This window comes from Rhodoferax sp. (assembly GCF_018780565.1).
In the GTDB taxonomy this organism is placed as follows: domain Bacteria; phylum Pseudomonadota; class Gammaproteobacteria; order Burkholderiales; family Burkholderiaceae_C; genus Rhodoferax.
Genome location: NZ_JADMJN010000007.1, coordinates 35,403 through 60,313 on the forward strand (window position 1 = coordinate 35,403; position 24,911 = coordinate 60,313).

The following is a 24,911-nucleotide window of genomic DNA, read 5'->3' on the forward strand; positions in this document are numbered from 1 at the left end:
CAACAAGATCTAACCGTTCCGATAGCACTAACGCTGGCGGCAGCTCACTCTTCCATTCGTGTCGCAAATCCAAATCCGCGAGTGGGCTGTGTAATTGCAGATGTCAACGGTGTCCTGCTGGGACAAGGCTTTACGCAAAAGACCGGGGGGCCACACGCCGAAATCATGGCATTACGAAATGCTGCTGATTTGAACCATTCAGTGGTCGGAGCCACTGCCTATGTCACCCTGGAGCCTTGCTCCCACCACGGCCGTACCGGACCGTGCTGTGATGCGCTGACTGCCGCGGGCATCAAAAAGGTCGTGGCGTCTATTGCCGATCCAAATCCATTGGTTTCTGGCCAAGGCTTTGATCGCTTGCGTGCAGCAGGGATTGAAGTCGTGGTCGGACCAGGCGCCGCCGAGTCACGCGAGCTGAACATCGGTTTTTTCAGCAGAATGATCCGCAAGACGCCCTGGGTACGGATGAAAATTGCGGCATCCCTGGACGGCAAGACCGCTCTGAACAATGGTGTCAGCCAATGGATCACCTCTGAGGAAGCCCGTACCGATGGCCATGCCTGGCGCGCACGGGCCTGCGCGGTTCTGACTGGCATAGGCACCGTGCTGGAAGACGACCCCCGCCTGGACGTGCGGCTGGTGGATACACCGCGCCAACCGCATTTGGTGGTGGTAGACAGCCGACTTCAAACACCTCTTGATGCCCGTCTTTTCCAGCCGGAGCGGAAAATCTACATCTATGCAGCGATACCGGATGAGGCAAAAAGGGAAGCACTGGAGAAGCGCGGCGCCACCGTGATCTACCTGCCAGGCAAGCAAATCGACACAAAAGACAAGGTCGATTTAGACGCCATGCTGCAAGACCTTGGTGCCCGTGAGATCAACGAACTGCATGTGGAAGCCGGTCACAAGCTCAACGGCTCCCTGATTCGGGAGGGCCTTGTGGACGAATTCCTGGTCTATCTGGCGCCTAAACTGATTGGATCAGGCTGCGATATGGCCAATTTTGGCCCATTGACTGAACTCTCCCAGGCTGTTCCTCTGGAGTTCAAATCGACCGACATGCTGGGACCTGACCTGCGCATCGTGGCCCGCATTCCGGGGCGTGACCAGTTCTAAATGACAAGTATTTCAGCGTTCTGCCAACGCTGAGGCCAATCCCTGCGAAAATACCCGGATGTTTACCGGAATCATCACCGGCGTAGGGCGCATCGTCGCCGTTCACGCCTTAGGCAGCTCTTCTACGCATGGCAAGCGCCTCACTATGGAGTGCCCGCCTGCTTACCTTGACGACGTGGGCTTGGGCGACAGCATTGCGCTGAATGGTGCTTGCATGACTGTCACCACCTTGGACCCTGCGCAGCGCCAGTTCACCGTGGATATTTCCGCCGAATCGCTGGATAAAACGGCTGGTTTGACGCAAATGGGCTCGATCAACCTGGAAAAGGCCTTGCGTGCGCATGATCGCCTGGGTGGTCACATTGTGTCTGGCCATGTCGATGGTATCGGCACCGTGCAGTATTTCGAGCAGGTAGGCGAGAGCTGGGAATTGCGGGTGCTGGCGCCGCTGATGCTGGCCAAATACCTGGCTTACAAAGGCTCGATTACCATCAATGGCGTCAGCCTGACGGTCAACCGGATTCAAGATAGTGCCTCTGGCTGCGAGATGAGCATCAACCTGATTCCCCATACCGTGGAAAACACGGCGCTTGGCACGCTCAAAGCCGGATCGCAGGTGAATCTGGAAATCGATTTGATCGCGCGCTATGTTGAAAGAATGCTCAGCGCGGATCCACAACACACCAGGCCCGCTGCGATTTGACGCGGCGATCCAACCCCATCCTCATACATCCTGAAAGACTCTCTCATGACCGCTCTCACCCCTGTGGCCATTTCCCCGGTTGAAGACATTGTGGCCGACATGCGCGCTGGGCGCATCGTTATTTTGGTCGATGAGGAAGACCGCGAAAACGAAGGCGATCTGGTGCTGGCCGCTGACCACGTTACCGCAGATGCCATCAACTTCATGGCGCGCTTTGGTCGTGGGCTGATCTGCCTGACGCTGACCCGCGAACGTTGCGAGCGTCTGCAGTTACCACCGATGACTGTCCGCAACGGGGACAAAAAAGGTACAGCCTTCACCGTTTCCATTGAAGCTGCCGAAGGCGTGACGACCGGCATTTCGGCAGCCGATCGGGCTCGCACCGTGCAAGCTGCGGTAGCCAAAAATGCAGTGGCTGACGATCTGGTGCAACCCGGTCATATCTTCCCCCTCCAGGCGGTCGAAGGCGGCGTGCTGATGCGGGCTGGTCACACCGAAGCCGGCTGTGACCTGGCAACGATGGCGGGCTGTTCCCCCGCCTCCGTCATCTGCGAAATCATGAAGGACGACGGCACCATGGCGCGCCTGCCGGACCTGCAGTTGTTCGCCGCAGAGCATGGCCTCAAGATTGGCACGATTGCCGATCTGATTGAGCACCGCAGTCGGGTTGAATCCCTGGTTGAAAAGCTGGGCACCCGTACACTCAACACTGCGTTCGGGGAATTTACCGTTCATGCCTTCAAGGACAAGCCAGCACAAGGCGTGCATCTGGCGCTGGTCAAAGGCCAGTGGAGCCCAGCTGACACGGTTGCCGCCCGCGTGCATGAGCCGCTTTCGGTTCTGGATGCATTGGAAGTCGGCCGCGCCATGCACTCCTGGAGTCTGGATGCCAGCCTGGCGCGCGTAGCTAAAGAAGGCAAAGGCGTTGTGGTCTTGCTAAATTGCGGCGAGAGTGCCGAGCAGCTGCTGGCGCAGTTTGACGGCACTGCCCGCGCCAGCCATGGTCCCGAGCGCGGACGTATGGACTTGCGAACTTATGGCATCGGTGCCCAAATCCTGCGTGAATGCGGCGTCCACAAAATGAATCTCATGGGCAATCCGCGCCGCATGCCGAGCATGACGGGCTATGGGCTGGAAATCGCCGGGTACATCACCAAATAACATCAAGAAGGACTACCTATGTTTGGCGCAGAAAAGGGAACTCTGGATTCCGCACACAACCTCATGAATGGCAGGAAACTGACCATCGGCATTGTCCAGGCGCGTTTCAATGAGCCCATCACCAACGCTTTGGCCGAGGCATGCAAGGCGGAGCTGATCGCACTTGGTGTGCCTGAAAAGCACATTGACCTGGTGCTGGTACCAGGCGCACTGGAGGTGCCTGTGGCTTTGGGAGCCATGGCTGCCAAATTGAAATACGACGCACTGGTGGCCCTGGGCTGCATTATTCGGGGCGAGACCTACCACTTTGAATTGGTTGCCAACGAATCCGGCGCTGGCGTGAGCCGGGTTTCCCTGGATTACCAGCTACCTATCGCCAATGCCATTCTCACCACCGAAAATTTGGAACAGGCAATCGCGCGGAAAACTGAAAAGGGCCGCGATGCTGCCCGCGTCGCCGTTGAAATGGCCAATCTCCTGGAAGAAATCTGATGACCGACCTGACACCAAAAGCACCGGGTAGCCGGCCACCCCGCCAGTCGCGGACCGGGCTGACCAGCACCGGAGCTCGTAAGGCCGGTAGCAAATCAGACCGTTCGCGCTCGCGCGAGTTTGCGCTGCAGGCCCTGTACCAGAAACTGGTTGGCAAGAACGAGGTCTCTGACATTGACATTTTCACCCGCGATCTGGCCGGGTTCTCGAAATCCGACTCGGTGCACTTCGACACGCTGCTTCATGGCTGCACCGAAGAGGCGGCTGAACTTGACGCACTGATCACCCCGCTTCTGGACCGCAAGCTGGCGGAAATTTCGCCTATTGAACATGGTGTGATGTGGATTGGCGCCTACGAGCTCAAGCACTGTCTGGACGTACCATGGCGCGTGGTGCTCAATGAATGCGTCGAGCTGGCCAAGGAGTTTGGCGGTACCGATGGGCACAAGTATGTCAACGCAGTGCTCAATGGCCTCGCACCGAGCCTGCGCCAGGCTGAAGTGAACGCCGATCGGGGTCAAGCCCGGTCATGAGAGTGTCTGGCCGTGCCCAGCGCATCGAGCCTTTCTATGTGATGGAGGTTGCCAAGGCGGCATCCGTTTTGGCTCGTGAGTTCGCGAATACGGCATCGCCCATGCTCTTCCTGAACATTGGCGAACCGGACTTCACTGCCCCCCCCTTGGTCCAGGAAGCTGCCATCAAGGCTGTGCACGAGGGCGCCACGCAGTACACACAGGCCACCGGCCTGCAGCCACTGCGCGAGCGCATCAGCGATTGGTATGCGCAGCGCTTCAAGGTGCAGGTGCCTGCCAGCCGTATTGTGGTTACCGCAGGGGCCTCGGCCGCCCTGCAACTGGCCTGCCTGGCACTGATTGAGTCGGGCGATGAGATTCTCATGCCCGATCCCAGCTATCCCTGCAATCGACATTTTGTCAGTGCAGCCGACGGCAAGGCGGTGTTGATCCCCACCACGGCCACCGAGCGATTCCAGCTCAGTGCCGACAAGGTACAGTCGGCCTGGGGTGACAAGACCCGTGGGGTTTTGCTGGCCTCACCCTCTAACCCCACCGGTACATCCATTCACCCGGACGAACTGCGCCGGATTCACTCGACGGTGAGCGACAGGGGCGGCATTACGCTGGTGGATGAAATCTACCTGGGCTTGAGTTACGACCCCCAATTTGGCCAGACAGCGCTGGCGCTGGATGAGAACATCATCAGCATCAACAGCTTCAGCAAATACTTCAACATGACCGGCTGGCGTCTGGGCTGGATGGTGGTGCCAGAGCGCCTGGTGCCGGTCATCGAACGGCTGGCGCAAAACCTGTTTATCTGCCCCAGCACTGTTTCCCAATACGCCGCCCTCGCCTGCTTTGAAGCCCAGAGCATCGCCGAATACGAAGGCCGACGTGCCGAATTCAAGACCCGGCGGGACTACTTCATTCCTGCGCTCAACGCCCTGGGCCTGAACGTTCCGGTGATGCCCGATGGCGCTTTTTATGCGTGGGCTGACTGCTCTGCGGCCTGTCAAAAGCTCAAGGTCAAAGACAGTTGGGATCTCTCCTTTGAGATCATGAAGCGCGCCCATGTCGCCGTCACGCCAGGGCGCGACTTTGGCGTGGCTGACACCGCCAACTTCATTCGCTTTTCCACCGCCAGCGCCATGCCGCAATTGCAGCTGGCGATCGAACGATTAAAAACCCTGTTGTCATGACCCAAACCCCGGCCAACGAAAATCAATTTACCTGGCCTGTGCGGGTGTACTGGGAAGACACCGATGCGGGTGGCATCGTGTTCTACGCGAACTACCTGAAATTTTTCGAACGCGCCCGCACCGAATGGCTGCGCTCACTGGGCATCGAACAGCGCCTGCTGCGAGAAAACACCGGCGGCATGTTCGTGGTGAGTGACACACAGGTACGCTACCACCAGCCGGCACGGCTGGACGACGAACTTTTTGTTACAGCATGGCCGCTTGAGACGGGTCGCGCATCATTGACAATACGCCAACAGGCACTGCTCAAACGCCCATCGGGAAATATCCTGCTGTGCGAGGGCAGCATCCGGGTTGGTTGGGTCAATGGCCTTACCTACAAGCCTGCACGAATTCCGCAATCCATTCTGGAAGTCCTCACATGAGCCAAGACCTGTCGATCCTCCATCTGGTACTCAACGCCAGTGTGGTCGTGCAATTGGTGATGCTGCTGCTGGTGGTCATCTCCGTTGCCAGTTGGGCGGCTATTTTCCGCAAACTGTTTTCGCTCAACAAGGTGAAAACACTGAACGAAGACTTCGAGCGCGAATTCTGGTCCGGTACCAGCCTCAATGACCTGTTTGCCGCCGCCGCCAAAAACGCCCGCGACTCCGGTCCGATGGAACGCATTTTCGCCAGCGGCATGCGCGAATACCAGAAACTGCGCGAAAAACGCATCGTGGACCCCGGCACCCTGATGGACGGCGCACGCCGCGCTATGCGAGCCAGCTTCCAGCGCGAAATGGACGTGGTGGAAACCAATCTCTCTTTCCTGGCCTCGGTCGGCTCGGTCTCGCCTTATGTGGGCTTGTTTGGCACCGTGTGGGGCATCATGCACGCCTTCACCGGGTTGGCCTCGCTGCAGCAAGTGACTCTGGCCACAGTCGCCCCTGGCATTGCCGAGGCCCTGGTGGCCACTGCGATTGGCCTGTTTGCTGCCATACCCGCCGTGGTGGCCTACAACCGCTTTGCCAGGGATATCGACCGCATTGCCATCAAACTCGAAACCTTTATTGAAGAGTTTTCCAACATCCTGCAGCGCAACGTTGGCGCGCAGTCGGCCTCCGGCCGCTAGACGAGGAGTCTGAGCATGCCCTCTATGGTCAGCCGCGGACGCGGACGCCGCACCATCAATGAAATCAACATGGTGCCTTTCATCGACGTGATGCTGGTGCTGTTGATCATCTTCATGGTGACGGCGCCACTGATCACGCCCAGCGTGATCGATTTGCCCAGCGTGGGCAAAGCCGCCAAGCAGCCCGATCAGGTGATCCAGATCGTCATTGGCAAGGATGAATCGATTGCAATGAAGCTGCAGGAAAAATCGACGGCACTGCCGCTGAAAGAACTCGCCAGCACTGTCAAAAAAGCCCAAAGCGGTGCGACCAACCCGGCGGTGGTCATCAGCGCAGACAAAAACATCAAGTACGAAACTGTGGTCAAGGTCATGGACACCTTGCAGCGCGCTGGCGTGCAGCGCGTGGGACTGTCCGTGCAACTGGCCAACTAGACGCCAGACATGCACGCCGCGACCGATCGCCTGGAGTTCGCACCACCACCCATACCGGGCATGCTCCGGGCGCTTGGGCTGGCGATTCTGGCCCATGCCTTTTTGCTGGCTGCGCTGACTTGGGGCGTGAGCTGGAAGCGTGAAACCCTCACACTTGGCGCCGAAGCCGAGTTGTGGTCCGCCGTGCCCCAGCAAGCCGCGCCCAAATTGATAGAAGCTCCGCCAGAACCCCAGGAAACGCGCGAAAAGCCTGTAGCAGCATCCCCAGCCCTGCCACCCCTCCTACCCACAGTGCCCGATGCCGATATCGCGCTGGAACGCGAGAAGTTGCGACTGAAAAAAGAAAAACAGCAAGAACTGGAAAACCAGCGTCTGGCGAAAACCAGGTTGGAGAAGCAAAAGCAGGAACGGCTCTTGCAGGAGAAAAAAACGGCCGAAGAAAAGAAAAAAGCCGCACAAGACAATAAACGCAAGGAGGCTCTGCAGGCTCAGCAGGACGCCAAAAAGCTCGAAGCCCAGCGCCAGGAAAACATCAAACGCATGACCGGACTTGCCGGTGCCACGGGTGCGGCAACATCCACAGGCACAGCACTGAAGTCGTCAGGACCGTCGACAAGCTACGCGGGTCGCATCCGTGCCCGCATCAAACCCAACATTGTGTTCGCAGACGACATCACCGGGAACCCGACAGCGGAAGTAGAAGTGCGCACGGCACCCGATGGCACCATCGTGGGTCGCAAGCTGCTCAAGCCCAGCGGCCTCAAAGCCTGGGACGATGCCGTGCTGAAAGCCGTTGACAAAACCGAGGTGCTGCCGCGCGATACCGATGGCCGCGTGCCGCCTACGCTGGTCATCAGTTTCCGGCCGAAAGACTAGGCGGGGGATTTGCCTCTCATCAAGCGAAATCATTTTGCTATATTTTTAATAGCTAACAAGTCATTATCGACCAAGGCTATCAGCCATTTTTATTCGTAAATGATCGCCGCCTGCCCCTGATCTGCCTGTACCCGCCAGCCTGCCAGCGCTTCATTGCTGGGAAAGAATTTAGCACCCTCCCCCAGTTGCAATTCAGCCGAGGCTGCGCCGGTTTCGCCTTGACGCGATACCGCCAAGCGCACCCCCAGGCCGCGAATCAGATCGCCCTGCTCCGTGCTCTCCCGGCGGGCCGGATATTCCTTGATCATGCGCGCCACATCCGGCGCACGGCCATTCACCGCCACGCGCAGGTATTTTCCAAACCGGCAGCGCGCCTGGTCCAGGTCCCATATCTGCGTCACCGTCAATTGCACACCGCCAGAGAACCGGTCCGGCTGCACCTTGCCCATGACAATCACCAGCTCATCATCCTTGAGTAAATTGCGGTGCGCATTGATCAAGGCCTCATCGGCACGCGCATCGATCATCCCGGATTTATCGTCCAGCTTGAACAATGCCAGCTTGCCGCGCTGCCCGTTGATGACCCGAAAATCGGTGATGATGCCCGCCAGCAGTTGCGGTTCGCGCGTGTCGATCAGGTCTTCAATCTGGCGCTTGGCAAAGCGGCGCACCTCCAGCGCGACCTCGTCGAACAAATGGCCCGACAGATAGAAGCCCACAGCGGTTTTCTCGTAGGTCAGACGCTCCTTGATGCCCCAGGGCATGGTCTCCACCAAGTCGGGCTCCTGCGTGCTGGAGCCATGATCGTCGTCGCCACCCATGTCAAACAGACCGCCCTGGTTGGCGTTCGCCAGGGCTGCAGCGCCAAAGTCAAATGCCATATCCACTGAGGCCAGCAGGGAGGCGCGGTTGAGCTGGATCGTGTCGAACGCACCGGCCTTGATCAGGGCCTCGACCGTGCGTTTGTTGATGCGGCTGCGGTCGACGCGGGCGCAGAAATCAAACAGGCTCTTAAACGGGCCGATCACATCGGCGTTGGGTCCCACGCCCCGACCTTCGCGTGCGGCCACGATCGCTTCGATAGCCTGCTGGCCGGTGCCCTTGATGGCGCTCAGGCCATAGCGAATCATCGTGTCAGAGATGGGTTCAAAGCGGTGCACGCCGCGGTTCACATTGGGCGGCTCAAACGTCAGCCCCATCTTCAAGGCATCTTCAAACAGGACTTTGAGCTTGTCGGTGTCGTCCATTTCCACCGTCATGTTGGCGCAAAAGAACTCTGCCGTGTAGTGCACCTTGAGCCAGCCCGTGTGGTACGCCAGCAATGAGTAAGCAGCGGCATGCGACTTGTTGAAGCCATAGCCTGCAAACTTCTCCATCAAGTCGAAAATCTCGTCGGCCTTGGCCTCGTCGATGTTGTTCTTGGCCGCACCGTCGCGAAAGATCTGGCGATGCTTGGCCATCTCGTCCGCGTCTTTTTTACCCATGGCACGGCGCAGCATGTCGGCGCCGCCGAGCGAGTAGCCGCCCAGAATCTGCGCCGTCTGCATCACCTGCTCCTGGTAGACCATGATGCCGTAGGTCTCACTCAGCATATTGGCCACCAGCGGGTGCGGGTACTCCACCACCTCGCGCCCGTGCTTGCGCGCCACAAAGCTGGGAATCAGGTCCATCGGGCCCGGGCGGTACAAGGCGTTCAACGCGATCAGGTCTTCCAGCCGCGTAGGCTTGGCGTCTTTCAGCATGCCCTGCATGCCGCGACTTTCAAACTGGAACACAGCTTCGGTCTTGCCTTCGGAAAACAGACGGTAGACCGCTGCGTCGTCCAGCGGCAGGTTCTCGAACGCAAAGTTTTCCTGACCCTTGTGGCGCTTGATGATGAATTCGCGCGCAATCTCCAGGATGGTGAGCGTGGCCAGGCCCAAGAAGTCGAACTTCACCAGACCAATGGCTTCCACGTCGTTCTTGTCGTACTGGCTCACCGCTGAGTCGCTGCCGGGCTGCTGGTACAGCGGGCAAAAGTCGGTCAGCTTGCCCGGTGCAATCAGCACACCACCGGCGTGCATGCCGACGTTGCGGGTCATGCCCTCCAACTTGCGGGCCAACTCCAGCAGGAGCTTGACGTCTTCTTCCTTTTCCTCGCGCTCAGCCAGAATCGGCTCATCCGTGGCGTACACGGTCTTGTCGTCCTTCTTGCGGTCAGCGGGTGGCAATTGCAGGCTGACCGCGACACCTGGCTTGTTGGGAATGAGCTTGCTGATGCCATCGCAAAAGGTGTAGCTCATGTCCAGCACCCGGCCCACGTCGCGCACTGCGGCTCTGGCGGCCATGGTGCCGAAGGTGACGATCTGGCTGACGGCGTTTTTGCCGTATTTGTCTTTCACATAGTCGATCACCAGATTGCGGTTGGTCTGGCAAAAGTCGATGTCAAAGTCGGGCATGGATACCCGCTCAGGATTCAGGAAACGCTCAAACAGCAGGTTGTATTGCAACGGGTCCAGGTCGGTGATCTTCATCACGTAGGCCACCAGCGATCCGGCGCCAGAACCCCGGCCCGGCCCCACCGGACAGCCGTTGTTCTTGGCCCAGTTGATGAAGTCGCCCACGATCAAAAAGTAACCGGGAAAGCCCATCTTCAGGATGGTCGCGATCTCGAATTCAAGCCGCTCCACATAGCGCGGCATCTCCGCCTCGCGCTTGGCCACATCGGGGTACAGGTGCGTCATGCGCTCCTTCAGACCTTCGTGCGAGGCGTAGCGAAAGTAGTCCTCGGGGCTCATGCGCTGGCCGTTGACCAGCGGCGTGGGAAAGTCTGGCAGTTGCGGCTTGCCCAGCACCAGGGTCAGGTTGCAGCGCTTGGCAATTTCGACCGTGTTGGCCACAGCAGAGGGCACATCAGCAAACAGCGCCTGCATTTGCGCGGCCGACTTGAAATACTGCTCGCGTGTGAACTTGCGCACCCGGCGCTGGTTGCCCAAAATTTCACCCTCGGCAATGCAGACGCGTGCCTCATGGGCCTCAAAATCGTCCGGCAGGGTGAACTGCACCGGATGCGTGGCCACCACCGGCAACCCGGCACGGGCCGCCAACTGCACAGCGGCAGCCACATGCGCGTCGTCGTCCACACGCCCGGCGCGCTGCAGTTCCAGATAGAAGCGGTGCACAAAAATACTGCCCAATTGCATCGCCACATCCAGCGCACGGGCTTCATCACCCTGCACCAGTGCCTGACCCACGGGCCCGGCCTGGGCGCCCGACAAGGCAATCAGGCCCTCATTCAACTCCTTGAGCCAAGCCAGCTTGACGCTGGCCTGCGCCTTGCCGGCGTTTTGCGTCCAGGCGCGTGCCAGCAATTCGGACAGATTCAGGTAGCCCTGCTTGTTTTGCACCAGCACCACCATGCGCGACAAGGCCGCCTCGTCCTTGCCCAGGCCTTCCAGCCAGATTTCCGCGCCGATCAGGGGTTTGACGCCGCGCTTGCGCCCTTCCTTGTAAAACTTGATGGCGGCAAACAGGTTGCTGAGGTCGGTGATCGCCAGCGCAGGCTGTTTGTCGGCCGCAGCGGCCTTGACAATCTCGTCAATGCGGTTGGTGCCGTCTACGACGGAGAATTCGGTGTGGAGACGCAGGTGAACAAACATAGTCGGTCATTGTAGTTTTCCGCGCCTCTTAAAATGGGAGGGTGAACACCACTCTGAACATCTCTGCCTACAAATTCGTCCCCCTGCCCGATGCCGCCGCGCTCAGGGAAGTATTGCTGGCACGGGCGCTGGACTTGCAGCTCAAAGGCACCATTTTGCTGGCCGAAGAGGGCATCAACCTGTTCCTGGCCGGCCCTGGCGACGCTGTGCGCGGTTTTGTAACGCAATTGCACACCGATCCCCGCTTTGCGGACATTTCACCCAAGGAAAGCTGGTCCGACCATCAGCCATTCAAGAAAATGCTGGTCAAGGTCAAGCGTGAAATCATCCGCATGGACCACCCGGCGATTCGCCCCGCCAACGGGCGCGCACCCGCCGTGTCGCCCGCCACGGTCAAACGCTGGCTTGATGCAGGTCATGACGACGAGGGTCGTCCGGTAGTGACGCTGGATACCCGCAATGACTTTGAAGTGGACGCCGGCACCTTTGAAGGTGCGATTGATTGGCGTATCCAGAAATTCACCCAGTTTCCCCAGGCCTTGCTGGACCACAAGACAGACCTTCAGGACAAGACCGTGGTGAGTTTTTGTACGGGCGGCATCCGTTGCGAGAAGGCTGCGATTTTCATGCGCGAAGCGGGACTGGAGCATGTGTACCAACTCGAAGGCGGCATCCTCAAATATTTTGAAGAAACCGGTGGCACCCACTACCAGGGCGGTTGCTTTGTGTTTGACGAGCGTCGGGCGGTAGGTGCGGACCTGTCCGTCATTGCCTCATAGCCATCTGATGAGTCCCTCGGGACGATTGTCATATGAACGTGGTAAGTTCGGGGTTCGGAGGACAACATGGGTCATCACCCACCAACTCTTGCGCCCCAAAACTCATCCCCGCAACAGATCACTCGGCGTCTGGTGCTGGGTACCCTGTTGACTGCATCCTGGTCCGGTTGGCTGGGCGGCTGCGATCGTCGCGAGCCCCTGCGCATTGCCGGTCACCCCTGGCCCGGTTACGAACCCCTTTTTTTTGCGCAATCCCAGGGGAAATTGCCACCAGAACTGGTCATTCAGGAGATGCCTTCTATCAAGGCATCGATCGACGCTCTCAAGGAGGGCCGCGCAGACGGTGCCATGCTGACACTGGACGAAGCACTGGCGCTGCAGGTCAATGGGATGGCGCTCACCGTTGTGCTCGTTTTTGACGTTTCCAAAGGTGCTGACGTGCTTCTGGCACGCCCTGGCGTGACGAAACTGGAGCAACTGCGGGGCAAAGTGATCGGCATGGAATCCAGTGCGCTGGGTGAACTGATGCTGGCGATGATTTTGGAAAATGCTGGCCTCACACGTTCGGACGTCACACCCAAATTCATCGACTTCACGGAGCAGGAAGCCGCCTGGGCGGGCTCCAATGTGGATGCGCTCATCACCTATGAACCTGTGGCGGGGCGTTTGGCGGCCAAATCGGCGCACCGCCTGCTGAGTACCCGCCAGTTGCCCGACACCATTTTTGACGTACTTGCCATCAGGACCGAAGTGGCCCAGAAACATGGCGATACCCTGCGAAAAGCGCTGCGCGCACACTTCGCGGCGCTGGAAGAGTTGCGGCGCAACCCCTGGGACACGGCTTACCGCATGGCGCCGCACCTGGGCATCCCGGCGGAAGAACTGATCGACTCCCTGCGCGGCCTGGAGTTGCCCGACATCGTGGCCAATCGCAGCTACCTGGCCCCGAAAAAGGGCCATATGGCTACCGTAACGCCCCGCCTGTCGCGCATCATGCAGGCGGCGGGCATTCTGACTGCGCCAGCGCAGGCAGATACGCTTTTCAGCGACGCCTACCTGCCCGGAGACGCCTCTTCATGAAACAAACCCTGCGCTGCCTACTGCTCCTGCTGGCATGGCTGAGCGGGCAGGCACTGGCCACCGAAACCGTCACTTTCGGTATTTTGTCGTTTCGCCCCAAGGCCCAGGCGCAGGCCCAATGGAAACCTCTTGAAAGCTACCTGAATACGTCAGTCTCGGGGCACAGCTTCAAAATTCAGATCTTTGATTTCGATGGTCTGCAGGAAGCCATCCGCCAACAGTCGATCGACTTCGTAATCACCCAGCCCGCCGAATACGTGCGCATGACGCACCAGAATGGTCTCTCCTCCCCATTGGCCACCCTTATCAATATGGAGCAAGGAAAACCGGTTCGCGTGTTTGGCGGCGTCATCCTGACCCGAAGCAAGCAAACAGACATCAACACCCTGCAAGACCTGCAGGGCAAACGCGTCGCCACAGCCTCGACCACGGGGTTCGGCGCCTACCAGGCCCAGGCCTACACCCTGAGCAAGGCCCATGTGGATATAGGTCCCCTGTTGCAAACCGGCTTGCCGCAGGACCTGGCCGTGGAAGCATTGCTTGCCGGCAAAGCCGACGTCGCCTTTGTGCGCTCAGGCCTTATTGAGGCATTGGCAAGCGAGGGCAAGCTCGATATTTCACAAGTCAAGGTTGTGAACCGTCAAAATTTGCCGGGCTACCCATTCGCCGCATCCACCGCGCTTTACCCGGAGTGGCCGGTGGTCGCCATGTCTCACATTCCTGAAGAGTTGGCGGTTCGTGTGGCTGGCGCCTTGCTGTCGCTGCCCCATGGTGGCGCAGTGGCGCAAAGTCTGAAAATTCACGGCTTCACCATCCCGGCTGAATACGAACCGGTGCGCAGCATGATGCGCGAGCTGAAGGTCCCGCCATTTGACGTCCAGGCGCGTGTCTCGCCGGAGGAAATCTGGCAGCAATACCGCCTGCTGATCGTGATACTGGTGGGGGCCGTGACGGCGGTACTGGCACTGGCCATCTACAGCACCATGCTGGGCCGTCGCCTGTCATCCATTGCCGATGCCATGGTCGAAGGTCTGTACGTGGTTACCGCCTCGGGCCGGATTACCTACGTGAATCGCGCAGCGCAACGTCTTCTGGGTTATCAGCGAGAACAATTGCTGGGGCAATCCATTCGAAAATTTTCCCGCAATGGCGAGCATGACCTGCCCGTACGCACCGGGGAAACTACTTTTGTGACCCGTAGTGGCAAGGTACTTCCTGTGGAGGTGAGTGCCCAGTCCGTTTTCAAACGCGGTCAACTGGTGCAGACCGTGGCGGTATTTGGTGACATCTCCGAGCGCAAGGCCCAGACCGAACACATCTACCGACTGGCTTTTTACGACCGCCTGACTGGACTGCCCAACCGACGACTGCTGACCGAGAGAATTGACAAAGCCATGGCTGCAGGGCCCGTCACCGGTCAGCAATGTGCCATCCTGATGATGGATCTGGACCACTTCAAGCAACTCAACGACACACTGGGGCACAAAGTGGGGGACGCCCTGCTGGTTGCTGTCGCCCAGCGCCTGCAAAGCCTGTTTGGCGATCAACGCACCATCGCCCGTCCCGGTGGCGATGAGTTCGTGGTGATGCTGGAACTCGTGGCGGTCGACACCCGTCGCGCCGCAGAAGCGGCCATTGAACATGCAGAAAAGCTGGTGGCGCTGTTTCATGCGCCATTCGACATCGAAGACCAGCTTCATCACATCACCACCAGCGTTGGCGTCGTCCTGTGCAATGAACAGCAGCTGGCAGCCGACGAGTTGCTCAAACGCGCCGACATTGCCATGTACCAGGCCAAGGCTGCAGGGCGCAACACCTTCCGGCTATTCGACGCCGCGATGGCCTCGCGCCTGACGGAGCGTGCCGCCCTGGAAGCAGAATTTCGCCAGGCACTGGAGCTCAAACAGCTCATGCTGCACTACCAGGTCCAGGTTGACATCGATGGCAAGGCACGGGGAGTCGAAGCACTGGTGCGATGGCAGCACCCTGTGCGCGGTCTGGTGGCGCCCGGCCTGTTCATTCCCATGGCCGAGGAGACCGGTCTCATATTGCCCATGGGCCAATGGGTGCTGGAGGAGGCCTGCCAGCAGATTGCCGACTGGCAAGCGCGCAGTGACATGGACCCGCTGCTGGTAGCCGTCAACGTCAGCGCGCACCAGATTTTTCAGCCCGACTTTGTCGACCGGGTACGCACCGCGCTTCAAAACAGCGGTGCCAAACCGAGCTTGCTGCAACTCGAACTGACCGAAAGTGTACTGGCCAGAAACATGGAGGACATCATCCTCAAAATGCGCCAGCTCACGGCCTTGGGCGTCACCTTTTCGCTTGATGATTTCGGAACCGGCTACTCGTCCCTGGCCTACCTGAAGCGATTGCCTTTGCAGCAACTCAAGATCGATGCCTCGTTCGTGCGAGACATCCTGACCGATGCCAATGACGCGGCCATCACGCGCACCGTCATCGCGCTGGGACAGAGCCTGGGATTGGAAGTTATCGCCGAGGGTGTGGAACGCTCCGAACAGGGCGAGTTGCTGCGCCAGCAAGGTTGCCCCATGTTCCAGGGCTATCTGTTTGGGCGCCCGGTACCTGCAGATGCGCTGGAGGCGCAGCTGCAGGCTAAGGTTTAGCCGCGAAACTTCACAGCGACTTCGGCCACGCGCTTGCCAAACAGGCGGGCTGTTTCCAGATCGCCAGGCAACATTTCTGCTGGCGAGGAATCTGATGGAGACTGCGCCATGGCACCGCTGGACGAGCCCACAAAATTGATGTCGTTGCGCTGGGCCGCCTTGCTGTTGCTGGGCATCATGCCCGTGCCGACCCAAATGCCGCCATGCTGCATACCCAGAGTGAACAAATAGTGCAGTGTGGACAGCTTGTCGCCGTTCATGGTGGCGCTGTTGGTGAAACCGGCAAACACCTTGTCTTTCCAGGCCTGGCTGAACCAGGGTTTGCTGGTCGCGTCAGCAAATTTCTTGAACTGCCAGCTCACGGTGCCCATGTAGGTGGGTGAACCCATGATGATGGCGTCTGCGGCGTTGAGCGTGTTCCAGCCCGCCTCCGACACATTGCCTTCAGCATCGATCGCCACCAGTTCGGCACCCGCGCCGTCCGCCACGGATTGCGCCATGCGCAGGGTGTGACCATAACCCGAGTGAAAAACCACTGCTACTTTTGCCATTTTGCTTACTCCTGAAATAAAGGGAAAAATTGATGAACTATCAAGCACCGAGGTCAAACACCAGCACCTCGGCATCCTTGCCGTGAGTCAACCGCAATTGGCTCTCGTTTTCGATCAGCGCCGCATCGCCTGCAGCCAGGACGGCGCCATTGACCTCCAGTGAGCCACGCACCAAATGCACGTAGCGCTTGCGAGCCGGGTTCAGCGCCAAGTCGACTTTCTGCTCACCATCGAGCAGACCCGCATACAGGCGGGCATCCGCATGGATGGTGACAGAGCCCTGCGCACCATCTGGCGAAGCAACCAGACGCAAGGTGCCGCGTTTTTCAGCATCGGCAAAGGTCTTTTGTTCGTAGCTCGGGGTGATGCCCGTCACATTGGGCTCAATCCAGATTTGAAGCAGGTGGGTGGTCTCGTTGGGCGCATGGTTGAATTCGCTGTGCTGCACACCAGTGCCCGCGCTCATGCGCTGCACATCGCCCGGCGGGATCGACTTGACGTTGCCCATGCTGTCCTTGTGCGCCAGTGAGCCGTTCACCACGTAGGTGATGATTTCCATGTCGCGGTGACCATGGGTGCCAAAGCCTTTGCCTGCCGCAATCCAGTCCTCGTTGATCACGCGCAAGTTGGCAAAACCCATGTGCTGCGGGTCGTAATAGCCCGCAAACGAAAAGCTGTGAAATGACTTGAGCCAGCCGTGGTCGGCATAGCCGCGTTCTTGGGATCGACGTAATGTCAGCATGGTCCTGCTCCTTGGTGCAAGCTGTTGATGGGTTCAACTGTACGCCCGCCAATGGCTATGGCAGTCCATCCGGTTTGATGGCATCATTCAAATTGTTTGAATCAAAGGAACATTAAAGTGCAAACTTCACGCGATGTTTTGACGCCGGACGCCTTTGCCATGCTGCAGGCGATTGCCACCGCAGGCAGCTTTGCCGCCGCTGCGCGCGAACTCGGTGTGGTGCCCAGCGCCCTGACCTACCGGGTACGCCAGATCGAAGATGCACTGGATGTGCTGCTGTACGACCGCAGTTCGCGTCAGGCCCGGTTGACCGAAGCGGGTGCCGAGCTGCTGCGCGAAGGTACTCGCCTTCTGGAGGAAATCGATGCTGTGGCCAACCGGGTCAAGCGCGTGGCCACCGGCTGGGAGCCGCAACTCACGATTGCGGTGGACAGCATCATCGCCAAAGCCACCGTGATGGAACTGTGTGAGAGCTTCTTCGCGCTCAACCCACCCACCCGCATCAAGCTACGCGACGAAACCCTGTCCGGCACGCTGGAAGCCCTGACCTCGGGTCAGGCCGATCTGGCGCTGGGCGTTGCAGATTCCACCACGGTTGCCGGCATCCATGGCAAGCCGCTGGGCGATGTGAGCTTTGTTTACGCTGTGGCGCCCCATCATCCTCTGTCCAACGCCCCCGAGCCGCTCAAGGACGATGTGATACGCCAGCATCGCGCGGTGGCCGTGGCCGACACCATTGCCCGCGGCGCCGGAATGACCTTTGGCTTGCTGGGTGGCCAGGATGTGTTCACCGTCGCCACCATGCAGGCCAAGCTCGACGCGCAGTTGCGCGGACTGGGCAGCGGTTTCGTACCGGAATGCATGGCACGCGCCTACATCGATACCGGCCGCCTGGTGGTCAAGAAGGTGGACCGACCGCAGCGCATTGTGCGTGTCAACTATGCGTGGCGCAGCGCCACCAAAGCAGGCCAGGGACGTGCGCTGCAATGGTGGTTGACACAGCTCACAAGTCCCGCCACCCGGGCCGCTTTGCTGGAGCGACACCAAGGCGTGTAAAGTGCAAGCTATACAACAACCATTGGAGATACCGTTCATGACCAAATCCAAACCCAAAAACATCGCCATCATCGGTGCTGGCATGGCCGGCGTCGCATGCGCCCGCACCCTGGTGCAAGCAGGCCACAAGGTCACGGTGTTCGAAAAAAGTGCGGGCATTGGCGGGCGCATGGCCACACGCAGCACCTCCTTTGGCACCTTTGATCACGGGGCGCAATATTTCACCGTGCGCGACCCCCGATTTGTCCGCGCACTGGCCACGACACCGGACTTGTGCAAACCCTGGAGCGCCAACACGGTGCGCGTGCTCGACGAGTTGGGCCGCGTGGCCGCCGCCGGTTTGCCCGGCAAGGATGCCCATTGGGTACCCACTCCCGGCATGAGTGCACTGGCCAGCCGCTGGGCGCTGCCACTGATGGAACAGCACAACGTGGAACTGGAAACCCGCGTCACGCATCTACAGCGCGACGCCTTGAATGGCCATCAGTGGCAATTGCGCACCGAAGGCCCTGCCGGCAGCACCCATGTGTTTTCCGGCTTCGATGCCGTGCTGCTGGCCATTCCCGCCGAACCCGCACGTTTGCTGCTGAACACATCGCAACACGCAGACCCATTGGCCACGCAACTCGACCGCGTGGAGACAGCGCCCTGCTGGACGCTTTTGCTGGCCTTTCCGCAAGCCATGCAGCCCGGCCTGACCACACTGGGCCCCCAGTGGAATGCCGCGCGCAGCACCCACCACCGCATTGCCTGGCTGGCCCGCGAATCCTCCAAGCCCGGACGCAACGCCATTGAGCGCTGGACCGTGCAGGGTAGCGCCGCGTGGTCGCAGGAGCATTTGGAAGACGACCCCATGCGTGTGCAAGCCAAGCTGCTCAAGGCGTTCTCCGAAGTGACCGGCATCCGCGCCACGCCAGCGTTTGTGGACACCCAACGCTGGCGCTACGCCAAGACCACGCAGCCGCTGGGTAAATCCCACCTGTGGGATGCCAGCACCGGCCTGGGCGTTTGCGGCGACTGGTGCCTGGGGCACCGGGTAGAAAACGCTTTTGTCTCCGGCCTGGAGCTCGCGCTGTCGGTTGCCTGACGGCATGCAAAGCGCGGGGACCACTTACACCGGTAGGTTTGCCCCCTCTCCCACCGGGCCGCTGCACGCTGGCTCGCTGGTCGCGGCGCTGGCCAGCTGGCTGGACGCACGCGCCCATGGCGGCCGCTGGCTTGTGCGCATGGAAGATGTGGACACGCCGCGCTGTGTGCCTGGCATGGAACAGGTCATCCTGAAACAACTTGCCGACTGCGGCCTGACCCCCGACGAGCCACCCGTGTGGCAATCGCAGCGCACCGGGCTCTACCAGCAGGCGCTGGACCAGCTGGTAGCGCGGGGACTGGCCTACGCCTGTGCCTGCTCGCGCAAAGACATCGAAGCCGCTTTGGCGCGACTGGGTCGAACCACTGTACGCCACGGCGAACTGGTGTACCCCGGCACCTGCCGCACCGGCTTGCAGGGCCGCCAGGGGCGTGCGTGGCGACTGCGCACCGACGTTTCAGCATCGTTCGGGGCGAATCCCGCCGTCTCTCCCGCCTCAACAGCTATTGATTCAATAGCATCAAAAGGCGATCTGATTCATTGGGTCGATCGCCGGCTGGGGCCACAGCAGCAGGATGTTCAGGCCGAGGTTGGCGACTTTGTCCTGAAGCGCGCAGATGGCCTCTTTGCCTACCAGCTGGCGGTGGTGGTGGACGATGCGGCACAGGGCATCACCGATGTGGTGCGCGGCGAAGATCTGGTGGACAACACGGCGCGGCAAATCCTGCTGCAGCAGTGCCTGGGCCTGCCCACCCCGCGCTACCTGCATACGCCGCTGGTGTTGGGGGCGAATGGGGAAAAGCTCTCGAAACAGAGTGGTGCGCAAGCCCTGGATACAACAGATCCACTGGCAGCGCTGAATGCGGCGGCTGGCGTGCTGGGATTGCCTGAGCGCACCGGGGGGATGGGGGAGGTGCTCGGAAAGTGGGTCGGCGATTGGGGCCTTTCCCCCACCCATGCCCCCTGCCCCTCTCTACAATCCTGTCCGTGAACGAAACAAACCCAACCGACCCCACCCTTCCCGTAACCACCGAGGGTACCCGCCGGCCGCGCATCCGGGGCAGCATGCCTGAGGGCGTGGCCTATCCCAAGGAAATCAAGAGCTTTGTGCGACGCGCTGGCCGTACCACCACGGGCCAGGCCAAAGCCTTTGAAGACCTGGGCCCCAGGTTTCTCTTGCCCTACCAGCCCAATGCTATTGATTTTGTAGCTGCCTATGAAAATTCCACGCAGGCCAGCGGTCAAAATGACGCACAAAGCCGCCCGATCATCCTGGAAATCGGTTTTGGCATGGGCGAAGCCACGGCCCACATTGCGGGCGTGATGCCGGAAAAAAACTTCCTGTGTTGCGAGGTGCATGAGCCCGGTGTCGGCGCGCTGCTCAAGCGCATTGGTGAGCAGAACCTGAGCAACATCCGCATCGTGGCCCATGACGCCGTGGATGTCATTGACAACATGCTGCCGCTGCAAAGCCTGGATGGCGTGCACATCTTCTTTCCCGACCCCTGGCACAAGAAAAAGCACAACAAGCGCCGCCTGATCCAGAGCGCCCTGATTGCCAAGCTCGCGGCACGCCTGAAGGTGGGCGGCTACATCCATTGCGCCACCGACTGGCAGCCCTACGCCGAGCAGATTCTGGAAGTGCTCAGCCAGGAGCCGCTGCTCAGGAACACCGCCACAACCAGCCACCCCGAACTGGCCGGCTACGCGCCCAAGCCGCATTACCGGCCGCTGACCAAGTTCGAGAACCGGGGCATCAAACTCGGGCACGGTGTGTGGGACCTGGTGTTTGAAAGAATCTAGGCCCGCCTTGTCCGGCGCTTCTTTTGTACCACCTACCCGCAACGGCGTGGGGCCCAGTTGCATCGGACTGCCTGCGGGGGCATGGCCCACCACCCTGGATTTTCTGGCCGAGCGCTTCCCCGCCATCGGCCGCGCAGTCTGGCAACAGCGCATGGACCACGGCGATGTGATCGACGAACACGGCGAGCAACTCACGCCCCACAGCGCCTACCAGGGCCACAAGCGGGTTTACTACTACCGCACTGTGCAGGCCGAGCCCCGCATCCCGTTTGACGAGGTGATCCTGCACCAGGATGAGCATCTCATCGTTGTCGATAAACCTCATTTTCTGCCGGTAGTGCCCTCCGGCGGCTATCTGAACGAGACCGTGCTGGTGCGGCTCAAGCAAAAGTTGGGCATCGACACCCTTGTGCCAATCCACCGCATTGACCGCGACACGGCGGGCCTGGTGATGTTTTCGGTGCAGCCCCAAAATCGCGCCGCCTACAACGCCCTGTTCAGCCAGCGTGCCGTCAAAAAGACCTACGAAGCCGTCGCACCGTGGCGAGATGATCTGGCCCTGCCCCTGACCCGTGAGAGCCGCATGGAGGAAGCAGGCCACTTCATGCTGCAGCACGAGGTCAGCGGCCCGCCCAATGCGGTCACCCACATTGATGTGCTGGAGGTGCTCGGCCCACTGGCCCGCTATGCCCTGAGCCCCGTCACCGGCAAGCGCCACCAACTGCGCGTGCACATGGCCGCACTGGGCCTGCCGCTGCTGGGCGATGGCCTGTACCCCATCCTCACGCCGCAGGGCCAAATAGACTACGAACACCCGCTGCAACTGCTGGCCAAATCTGTGGAGTTCCTGGACCCGGTGACTGGCGAACAGCGGCGATTTGAAAGTCGGCTTGTGCTGCAGGGCCTGGCGCAGTAGGGTTGGCGACAGACAGCACAACCTGCACTGCCTAGAATCGCGGCGGGCCAGCCTGCCAACCCACCCACATTCAAAGTTAATGGAGCCAACCATGCCACAAGCCTTCGACACCACCCTGGAACTCAAAGACGGCGCATTGTCCGGCCCGTGGCGCATGCCGCGTCAGATGCTGGCAGAGCAAAGCTACGACAGCCATGCCTCGATTCATGACGATGCCACTGCACAAAAGCTCGGCTTCAAGGGCGGCACCATCGAAGGCCCGACCCACTTCAGCCAGTTTGTACCCTTGTGCGTAGGCCTGTGGGGTACGCGATGGCTGGAGCAAGGCTGCATCTCCGCCCACTACCGCAACCCCTGCTACGAAGGCGAAAAAGTGCGCGCCTTCGTTGCCACACCCGCCGAAGGCGCAACGCAAACCACAATCTGGATGCAGCGCGACGATGGCACGGAAATACTGCGCGGCACCGCATCCATTGGTGAAGGCAACGCGCCATCGGCGCTGGCGCAACGCCTGACTGAGCTTGCACCGCTGGAAAAAGCGGTCATCCTGCGCGACATCAAAGTGGGAATGCGCACCAGACGCATTGCCGTGCGCATGGACATGAACCAGAAAATGGGCGACCTGTACCCGTTCTCGCTGGCCGACAAACTCAAGGTGATCACCGAACCGTCACCCTGGTACACCGAGACAGGCGCACAAACCGCGCCCTGGAAACGGCCCGCCATTCCCCTTGAGATGATCAGCGTGCTCTGCGGCTATGCCAAATCGGCCGACCCGCTGCCGGTGCGCGGACCCGCCGTGGGCCTGTTCGCCGACCAGGAGATTCGCCTGATCAAGGGCCCCTTGTTTGCCAACGAGCCCTATGAGCTGGACACTGAAGTGGTGTTTCTGAGCGGCAGCCGCCGTACCGAAAGCATGTGGCTGCGCACCCAGGTCTATGCGCCCGGTGGCCAGGAGGTTTTGGCCAGCATGCTGCTGAACGTGGCCAGCTTGAAAGACTCGTATGCAAACTATGCCGGGGAAGAAAAAACGTTGTATGGTGCAGGGGCTGGAAAATAGATTTATCCCCGGGTCGGCGACCACCGATTGCGGGTATTCCACTAGGGGATTTTTGCGCCTCATGGCGGACACTGCAATTGGCAGGGAGTTTGACTCAAAATTTGGATGCCTTCGATGCATAAAACGTGCGCCCCCATAACTCGCTGAAAACACGGATCACACTGGGGTCGCTGGGCATATTCCTGGTCAGCCTCTGGTCCCTGGAGTTGTATACAAGCCAGCTTCTGCGCCGCGATATGGAGCGCTTGTTGAGCCACCAGATGATGTCAGTGGCGTCATCCGTCGCCACGCAGATCGATAAGGATCTGAGTTATCGCTCTGGTGGACTGAGAAATCTCGCCAAGGCACTGGGGCGAGCCATGACGGGAAATTCCGTGACACCGCAGACCGTCATAGAGGAGCGTCCGCTATTTCAGGATCTCTTCAACGACGGCATCGTCGTCCTGGATCTCGACGGCAAGGTCATCGCGTCGGTTCCCGCTTCGGCGGGTCGACTGGGCGAAAACCACATGGTCAAAGAAAGTGTTGCTGCCACGCTCAAAACCGGTGCATTGACATTTGGGCGCGCGACAAAAGGGAGACCGCCATCGGGTCCAACTTTTGACATTACAGTCCCGGTTCTGGATTCGCAAGGCAAGCTCGTGGGAGCCGTATCCGGATTGACCGATCTTGGCAAACCTGGCTTTCTGGACCATGTGACCTATGGCCGTTATGGCAATTCCGGCAACTTCGGGCTGGTCGCGCCGCAGTATCGGCAAATCATCACCTCCTCTGATAGCCGCCGACGCCTGGAAATACTTCCCGAGCGTGGCGTTCACGCTGTTCTGGATCGTCGGCTGGAGGGCTACGAGGGTATCGAGAAATTTGTCAACATTGCAGGAGATGAGGTAATTGGGCTCGCCAAAAAAATCCCTGTTGCGGGATGGATACTCATCCTGTCCCTGCCGACGGCGGAAGCCTTCGTCCCACTGAACGATCTGCTCACACGAACCTGGGCTGCCACGGCGATTCTTACTTTGGTGGTCGGCTGTCTGATCTGGTTCAATCTGAAACGTCAACTGTCTCCCTTGGTCAGCGCTGCCAACCTGTTGAGCGATTGGTCAAAGAAAAGGCAGCCCTTGCTGCCCTTGCCAATCACAAATGACGATGAAATCGGTGAACTGGTCACTGGCTTCAATGGCGTATTGAAAACCCTGGCGGAAAGAGAAGAGGCCTTGCAGCAAGCCAACGCGTCCTTGCAGACCTCGCTGCGGGATAAGGAAGCCTTGCTGAAGGAAGTACACCACCGGGTCAAAAACAACTTGCAGGTGATCACAAGTTTGCTCCGATTGGAGAGAGGGCGTAGCGACAACGCCTCAGCCCAAGCCGTACTTCAGGCGATGCAGGACCGGGTTCGCTCGATGGCCCTATTGCACGAATCCATCTACCGGGCCGGTACTTTCGCATCCATTGATCTGGGAAGCTACCTCAGTGAGGTCGCCACCCAGACATTCTCAACCTTGCTCGCATCGCCAGCATCCATTCAACTTCGTCTGGAACTGGGATCCGTACAGGTCGGGCTTGATCAAGCTACACCTTGCGGATTGCTGGTGAGCGAACTACTATCCAATGCGCTGAAGCACGGATTCCCGGATGAGCGCACTGGAGAAGTGTGGCTGACTCTGAAGCCAATGGACGCGAGCAAGCATTGGCGTTTGAGCGTCACCGACAATGGCGTGGGCTTGCCTGAGGACTTCGAGTCAAAGCGTCAGGAATCCCTGGGACTTCAACTGGTTTCCAGTCTGGCGACCCAGATGGGTGGCGTTCTGAGCATTGACCAAGGCTCTACCTTCGCGATCGAGTTCGAGATCAAGCCGCCAAGCGGAAAAATCACGCCGGATTAGTTTAGCGGCAACCATGGGGCAGTCATCGTGAATCTTCAAAGCCAAAACAACACAACGAGGACTCCACCCAGAATT

23 protein-coding genes are annotated in these 24,911 nt (G+C 59.7%); 20 read left to right on the top strand and 3 right to left on the bottom strand.

The features are described from left to right. Positions 1–21 precede the first annotated feature (21 nt). Genes ribD through tolA form a run of 10 tightly spaced genes read left to right on the top strand, consistent with a single transcriptional unit; the run spans position 22 to position 7,614 of the window. Entirely contained in the window at positions 22–1,119 is a 1,098-nt protein-coding gene (ribD, locus tag IV109_RS11075) for a bifunctional diaminohydroxyphosphoribosylaminopyrimidine deaminase/5-amino-6-(5-phosphoribosylamino)uracil reductase RibD (RefSeq protein ID WP_296696546.1), read from the top strand. A 58-nt stretch (positions 1,120–1,177) separates the two neighbouring features. Then, a complete protein-coding gene (locus tag IV109_RS11080; RefSeq protein WP_296696179.1) occupies positions 1,178–1,822 on the top strand; it encodes a riboflavin synthase in 645 nt (214 codons plus the stop codon). 45 nt (positions 1,823–1,867) lie between these two features. Beyond that, positions 1,868–2,983, top strand: a complete 1,116-nt coding sequence (ribBA, locus tag IV109_RS11085; RefSeq protein WP_296696182.1) for a bifunctional 3,4-dihydroxy-2-butanone-4-phosphate synthase/GTP cyclohydrolase II — start codon at positions 1,868–1,870, stop codon at positions 2,981–2,983. A gap of 18 nt (positions 2,984–3,001) precedes the next feature. After that, positions 3,002–3,475, top strand: coding sequence for a 6,7-dimethyl-8-ribityllumazine synthase (gene ribH / locus IV109_RS11090; RefSeq protein ID WP_296696185.1), 474 nt, complete (start codon positions 3,002–3,004; stop codon positions 3,473–3,475). After that, complete coding sequence (gene nusB / locus IV109_RS11095; protein WP_296696188.1) at positions 3,475–4,008, top strand: transcription antitermination factor NusB; 534 nt, start codon at positions 3,475–3,477, stop codon at positions 4,006–4,008. Before ribH ends, nusB begins: the two co-directional genes overlap by 1 nt. Beyond that, positions 4,005–5,189 carry a pyridoxal phosphate-dependent aminotransferase gene (locus IV109_RS11100; RefSeq protein ID WP_296696191.1) on the top strand — a complete coding sequence of 395 codons (1,185 nt, stop codon included), beginning with the start codon at positions 4,005–4,007 and terminating at the stop codon, positions 5,187–5,189. Before nusB ends, IV109_RS11100 begins: the two co-directional genes overlap by 4 nt. Continuing rightward, positions 5,186–5,614: a tol-pal system-associated acyl-CoA thioesterase gene (gene ybgC, locus IV109_RS11105; protein ID WP_296696193.1), complete on the top strand. Its 429-nt coding sequence runs from the start codon at positions 5,186–5,188 to the stop codon at positions 5,612–5,614. The genes IV109_RS11100 and ybgC overlap by 4 nt, the downstream gene beginning before the upstream one ends. Then, positions 5,611–6,303 carry a protein TolQ gene (gene tolQ / locus IV109_RS11110; protein ID WP_296696194.1) on the top strand — a complete coding sequence of 231 codons (693 nt, stop codon included), beginning with the start codon at positions 5,611–5,613 and terminating at the stop codon, positions 6,301–6,303. Before ybgC ends, tolQ begins: the two co-directional genes overlap by 4 nt. A gap of 15 nt (positions 6,304–6,318) precedes the next feature. Then, positions 6,319–6,738 (top strand): protein TolR, encoded by a 420-nt coding sequence (gene tolR / locus IV109_RS11115; RefSeq protein ID WP_296696195.1) that lies wholly within the window; start codon positions 6,319–6,321, stop codon positions 6,736–6,738. A 9-nt stretch (positions 6,739–6,747) separates the two neighbouring features. After that, on the top strand, positions 6,748–7,614 hold the full coding sequence (gene tolA, locus IV109_RS11120; protein WP_296696197.1) for a cell envelope integrity protein TolA: 867 nt from the start codon (positions 6,748–6,750) through the stop codon (positions 7,612–7,614). 89 nt (positions 7,615–7,703) lie between these two features. On the opposite strand, the gene dnaE is transcribed toward tolA, so the two are convergent. Beyond that, entirely contained in the window at positions 7,704–11,252 is a 3,549-nt protein-coding gene (gene dnaE, locus IV109_RS11125) for a DNA polymerase III subunit alpha (protein ID WP_296696199.1), read from the bottom strand. 41 nt (positions 11,253–11,293) lie between these two features. On the opposite strand from dnaE, the gene IV109_RS11130 reads away from it, so the two are divergent. From IV109_RS11130 to IV109_RS11140, 3 genes are all read left to right on the top strand, one after another. Continuing rightward, entirely contained in the window at positions 11,294–12,031 is a 738-nt protein-coding gene (locus IV109_RS11130) for a sulfurtransferase (protein ID WP_296696201.1), read from the top strand. 66 nt (positions 12,032–12,097) lie between these two features. Continuing rightward, the gene (locus IV109_RS11135) at positions 12,098–13,111 is read left to right on the top strand and encodes an ABC transporter substrate-binding protein (protein WP_296696204.1); all 1,014 of its coding nucleotides are present in this window, start codon (positions 12,098–12,100) and stop codon (positions 13,109–13,111) included. Next, positions 13,108–15,738, top strand: a complete 2,631-nt coding sequence (locus IV109_RS11140) for an EAL domain-containing protein (RefSeq protein ID WP_296696206.1) — start codon at positions 13,108–13,110, stop codon at positions 15,736–15,738. The genes IV109_RS11135 and IV109_RS11140 overlap by 4 nt, the downstream gene beginning before the upstream one ends. Here IV109_RS11140 and IV109_RS11145 read toward each other — a convergent pair. Continuing rightward, positions 15,735–16,289 carry a flavodoxin family protein gene (locus IV109_RS11145; RefSeq protein ID WP_296696209.1) on the bottom strand — a complete coding sequence of 185 codons (555 nt, stop codon included), beginning with the start codon at positions 16,287–16,289 and terminating at the stop codon, positions 15,735–15,737. The genes IV109_RS11140 and IV109_RS11145 overlap by 4 nt on opposite strands. A 40-nt stretch (positions 16,290–16,329) precedes the next feature. After that, the gene (locus IV109_RS11150; RefSeq protein ID WP_296696212.1) at positions 16,330–17,031 is read right to left on the bottom strand and encodes a pirin family protein; all 702 of its coding nucleotides are present in this window, start codon (positions 17,029–17,031) and stop codon (positions 16,330–16,332) included. Positions 17,032–17,148: 117 nt separating this feature from the next. Here IV109_RS11150 and IV109_RS11155 point away from each other — a divergent pair, with 117 nt between their 5' ends. From IV109_RS11155 to IV109_RS11185, 7 genes are all read left to right on the top strand, one after another. Further along, positions 17,149–18,087, top strand: coding sequence for a LysR family transcriptional regulator (locus IV109_RS11155; RefSeq protein ID WP_296696214.1), 939 nt, complete (start codon positions 17,149–17,151; stop codon positions 18,085–18,087). Positions 18,088–18,124: 37 nt separating this feature from the next. Then, entirely contained in the window at positions 18,125–19,174 is a 1,050-nt protein-coding gene (locus IV109_RS11160) for an FAD-dependent oxidoreductase (RefSeq protein ID WP_296696217.1), read from the top strand. 4 nt (positions 19,175–19,178) lie between these two features. Then, complete coding sequence (gluQRS, locus tag IV109_RS11165; protein ID WP_296696220.1) at positions 19,179–20,165, top strand: tRNA glutamyl-Q(34) synthetase GluQRS; 987 nt, start codon at positions 19,179–19,181, stop codon at positions 20,163–20,165. Between the two features lie 74 nt (positions 20,166–20,239). Beyond that, positions 20,240–20,977, top strand: a complete 738-nt coding sequence (gene trmB / locus IV109_RS11170; RefSeq protein WP_296696548.1) for a tRNA (guanosine(46)-N7)-methyltransferase TrmB — start codon at positions 20,240–20,242, stop codon at positions 20,975–20,977. A gap of 7 nt (positions 20,978–20,984) precedes the next feature. Continuing rightward, on the top strand, positions 20,985–21,893 hold the full coding sequence (locus tag IV109_RS11175; protein WP_296696223.1) for a pseudouridine synthase: 909 nt from the start codon (positions 20,985–20,987) through the stop codon (positions 21,891–21,893). Between the two features lie 91 nt (positions 21,894–21,984). Then, complete coding sequence (locus IV109_RS11180; RefSeq protein WP_296696226.1) at positions 21,985–22,953, top strand: hypothetical protein; 969 nt, start codon at positions 21,985–21,987, stop codon at positions 22,951–22,953. A gap of 125 nt (positions 22,954–23,078) precedes the next feature. Beyond that, the gene (locus tag IV109_RS11185; protein WP_296696229.1) at positions 23,079–24,836 is read left to right on the top strand and encodes a sensor histidine kinase; all 1,758 of its coding nucleotides are present in this window, start codon (positions 23,079–23,081) and stop codon (positions 24,834–24,836) included. Positions 24,837–24,911 lie beyond the last annotated feature (75 nt).

Bases quoted from the DNA above. Each gene is read 5' to 3' on its own strand.
- IV109_RS11080 (WP_296696179.1), top strand. From the start codon at position 1,178: ATGTTTACCGGAATCATCACCGGCGTAGGGCGCATCGTCGCCGTTCAC.
- ribBA (WP_296696182.1), top strand. From the start codon at position 1,868: ATGACCGCTCTCACCCCTGTGGCCATTTCCCCGGTTGAAGACATTGTG.
- ribH (WP_296696185.1), top strand. From the start codon at position 3,002: ATGTTTGGCGCAGAAAAGGGAACTCTGGATTCCGCACACAACCTCATG.
- nusB (WP_296696188.1), top strand. From the start codon at position 3,475: ATGACCGACCTGACACCAAAAGCACCGGGTAGCCGGCCACCCCGCCAG.
- IV109_RS11100 (WP_296696191.1), top strand. From the start codon at position 4,005: ATGAGAGTGTCTGGCCGTGCCCAGCGCATCGAGCCTTTCTATGTGATG.
- ybgC (WP_296696193.1), top strand. From the start codon at position 5,186: ATGACCCAAACCCCGGCCAACGAAAATCAATTTACCTGGCCTGTGCGG.
- tolQ (WP_296696194.1), top strand. From the start codon at position 5,611: ATGAGCCAAGACCTGTCGATCCTCCATCTGGTACTCAACGCCAGTGTG.
- tolR (WP_296696195.1), top strand. From the start codon at position 6,319: ATGCCCTCTATGGTCAGCCGCGGACGCGGACGCCGCACCATCAATGAA.
- tolA (WP_296696197.1), top strand. From the start codon at position 6,748: ATGCACGCCGCGACCGATCGCCTGGAGTTCGCACCACCACCCATACCG.
- dnaE (WP_296696199.1), bottom strand. From the start codon at position 11,252: ATGTTTGTTCACCTGCGTCTCCACACCGAATTCTCCGTCGTAGACGGC.
- IV109_RS11135 (WP_296696204.1), top strand. From the start codon at position 12,098: ATGGGTCATCACCCACCAACTCTTGCGCCCCAAAACTCATCCCCGCAA.
- IV109_RS11140 (WP_296696206.1), top strand. From the start codon at position 13,108: ATGAAACAAACCCTGCGCTGCCTACTGCTCCTGCTGGCATGGCTGAGC.
- IV109_RS11145 (WP_296696209.1), bottom strand. From the start codon at position 16,289: ATGGCAAAAGTAGCAGTGGTTTTTCACTCGGGTTATGGTCACACCCTG.
- IV109_RS11150 (WP_296696212.1), bottom strand. From the start codon at position 17,031: ATGCTGACATTACGTCGATCCCAAGAACGCGGCTATGCCGACCACGGC.
- IV109_RS11160 (WP_296696217.1), top strand. From the start codon at position 18,125: ATGACCAAATCCAAACCCAAAAACATCGCCATCATCGGTGCTGGCATG.
- gluQRS (WP_296696220.1), top strand. From the start codon at position 19,179: ATGCAAAGCGCGGGGACCACTTACACCGGTAGGTTTGCCCCCTCTCCC.
- trmB (WP_296696548.1), top strand. From the start codon at position 20,240: ATGCCTGAGGGCGTGGCCTATCCCAAGGAAATCAAGAGCTTTGTGCGA.
- IV109_RS11180 (WP_296696226.1), top strand. From the start codon at position 21,985: ATGCCACAAGCCTTCGACACCACCCTGGAACTCAAAGACGGCGCATTG.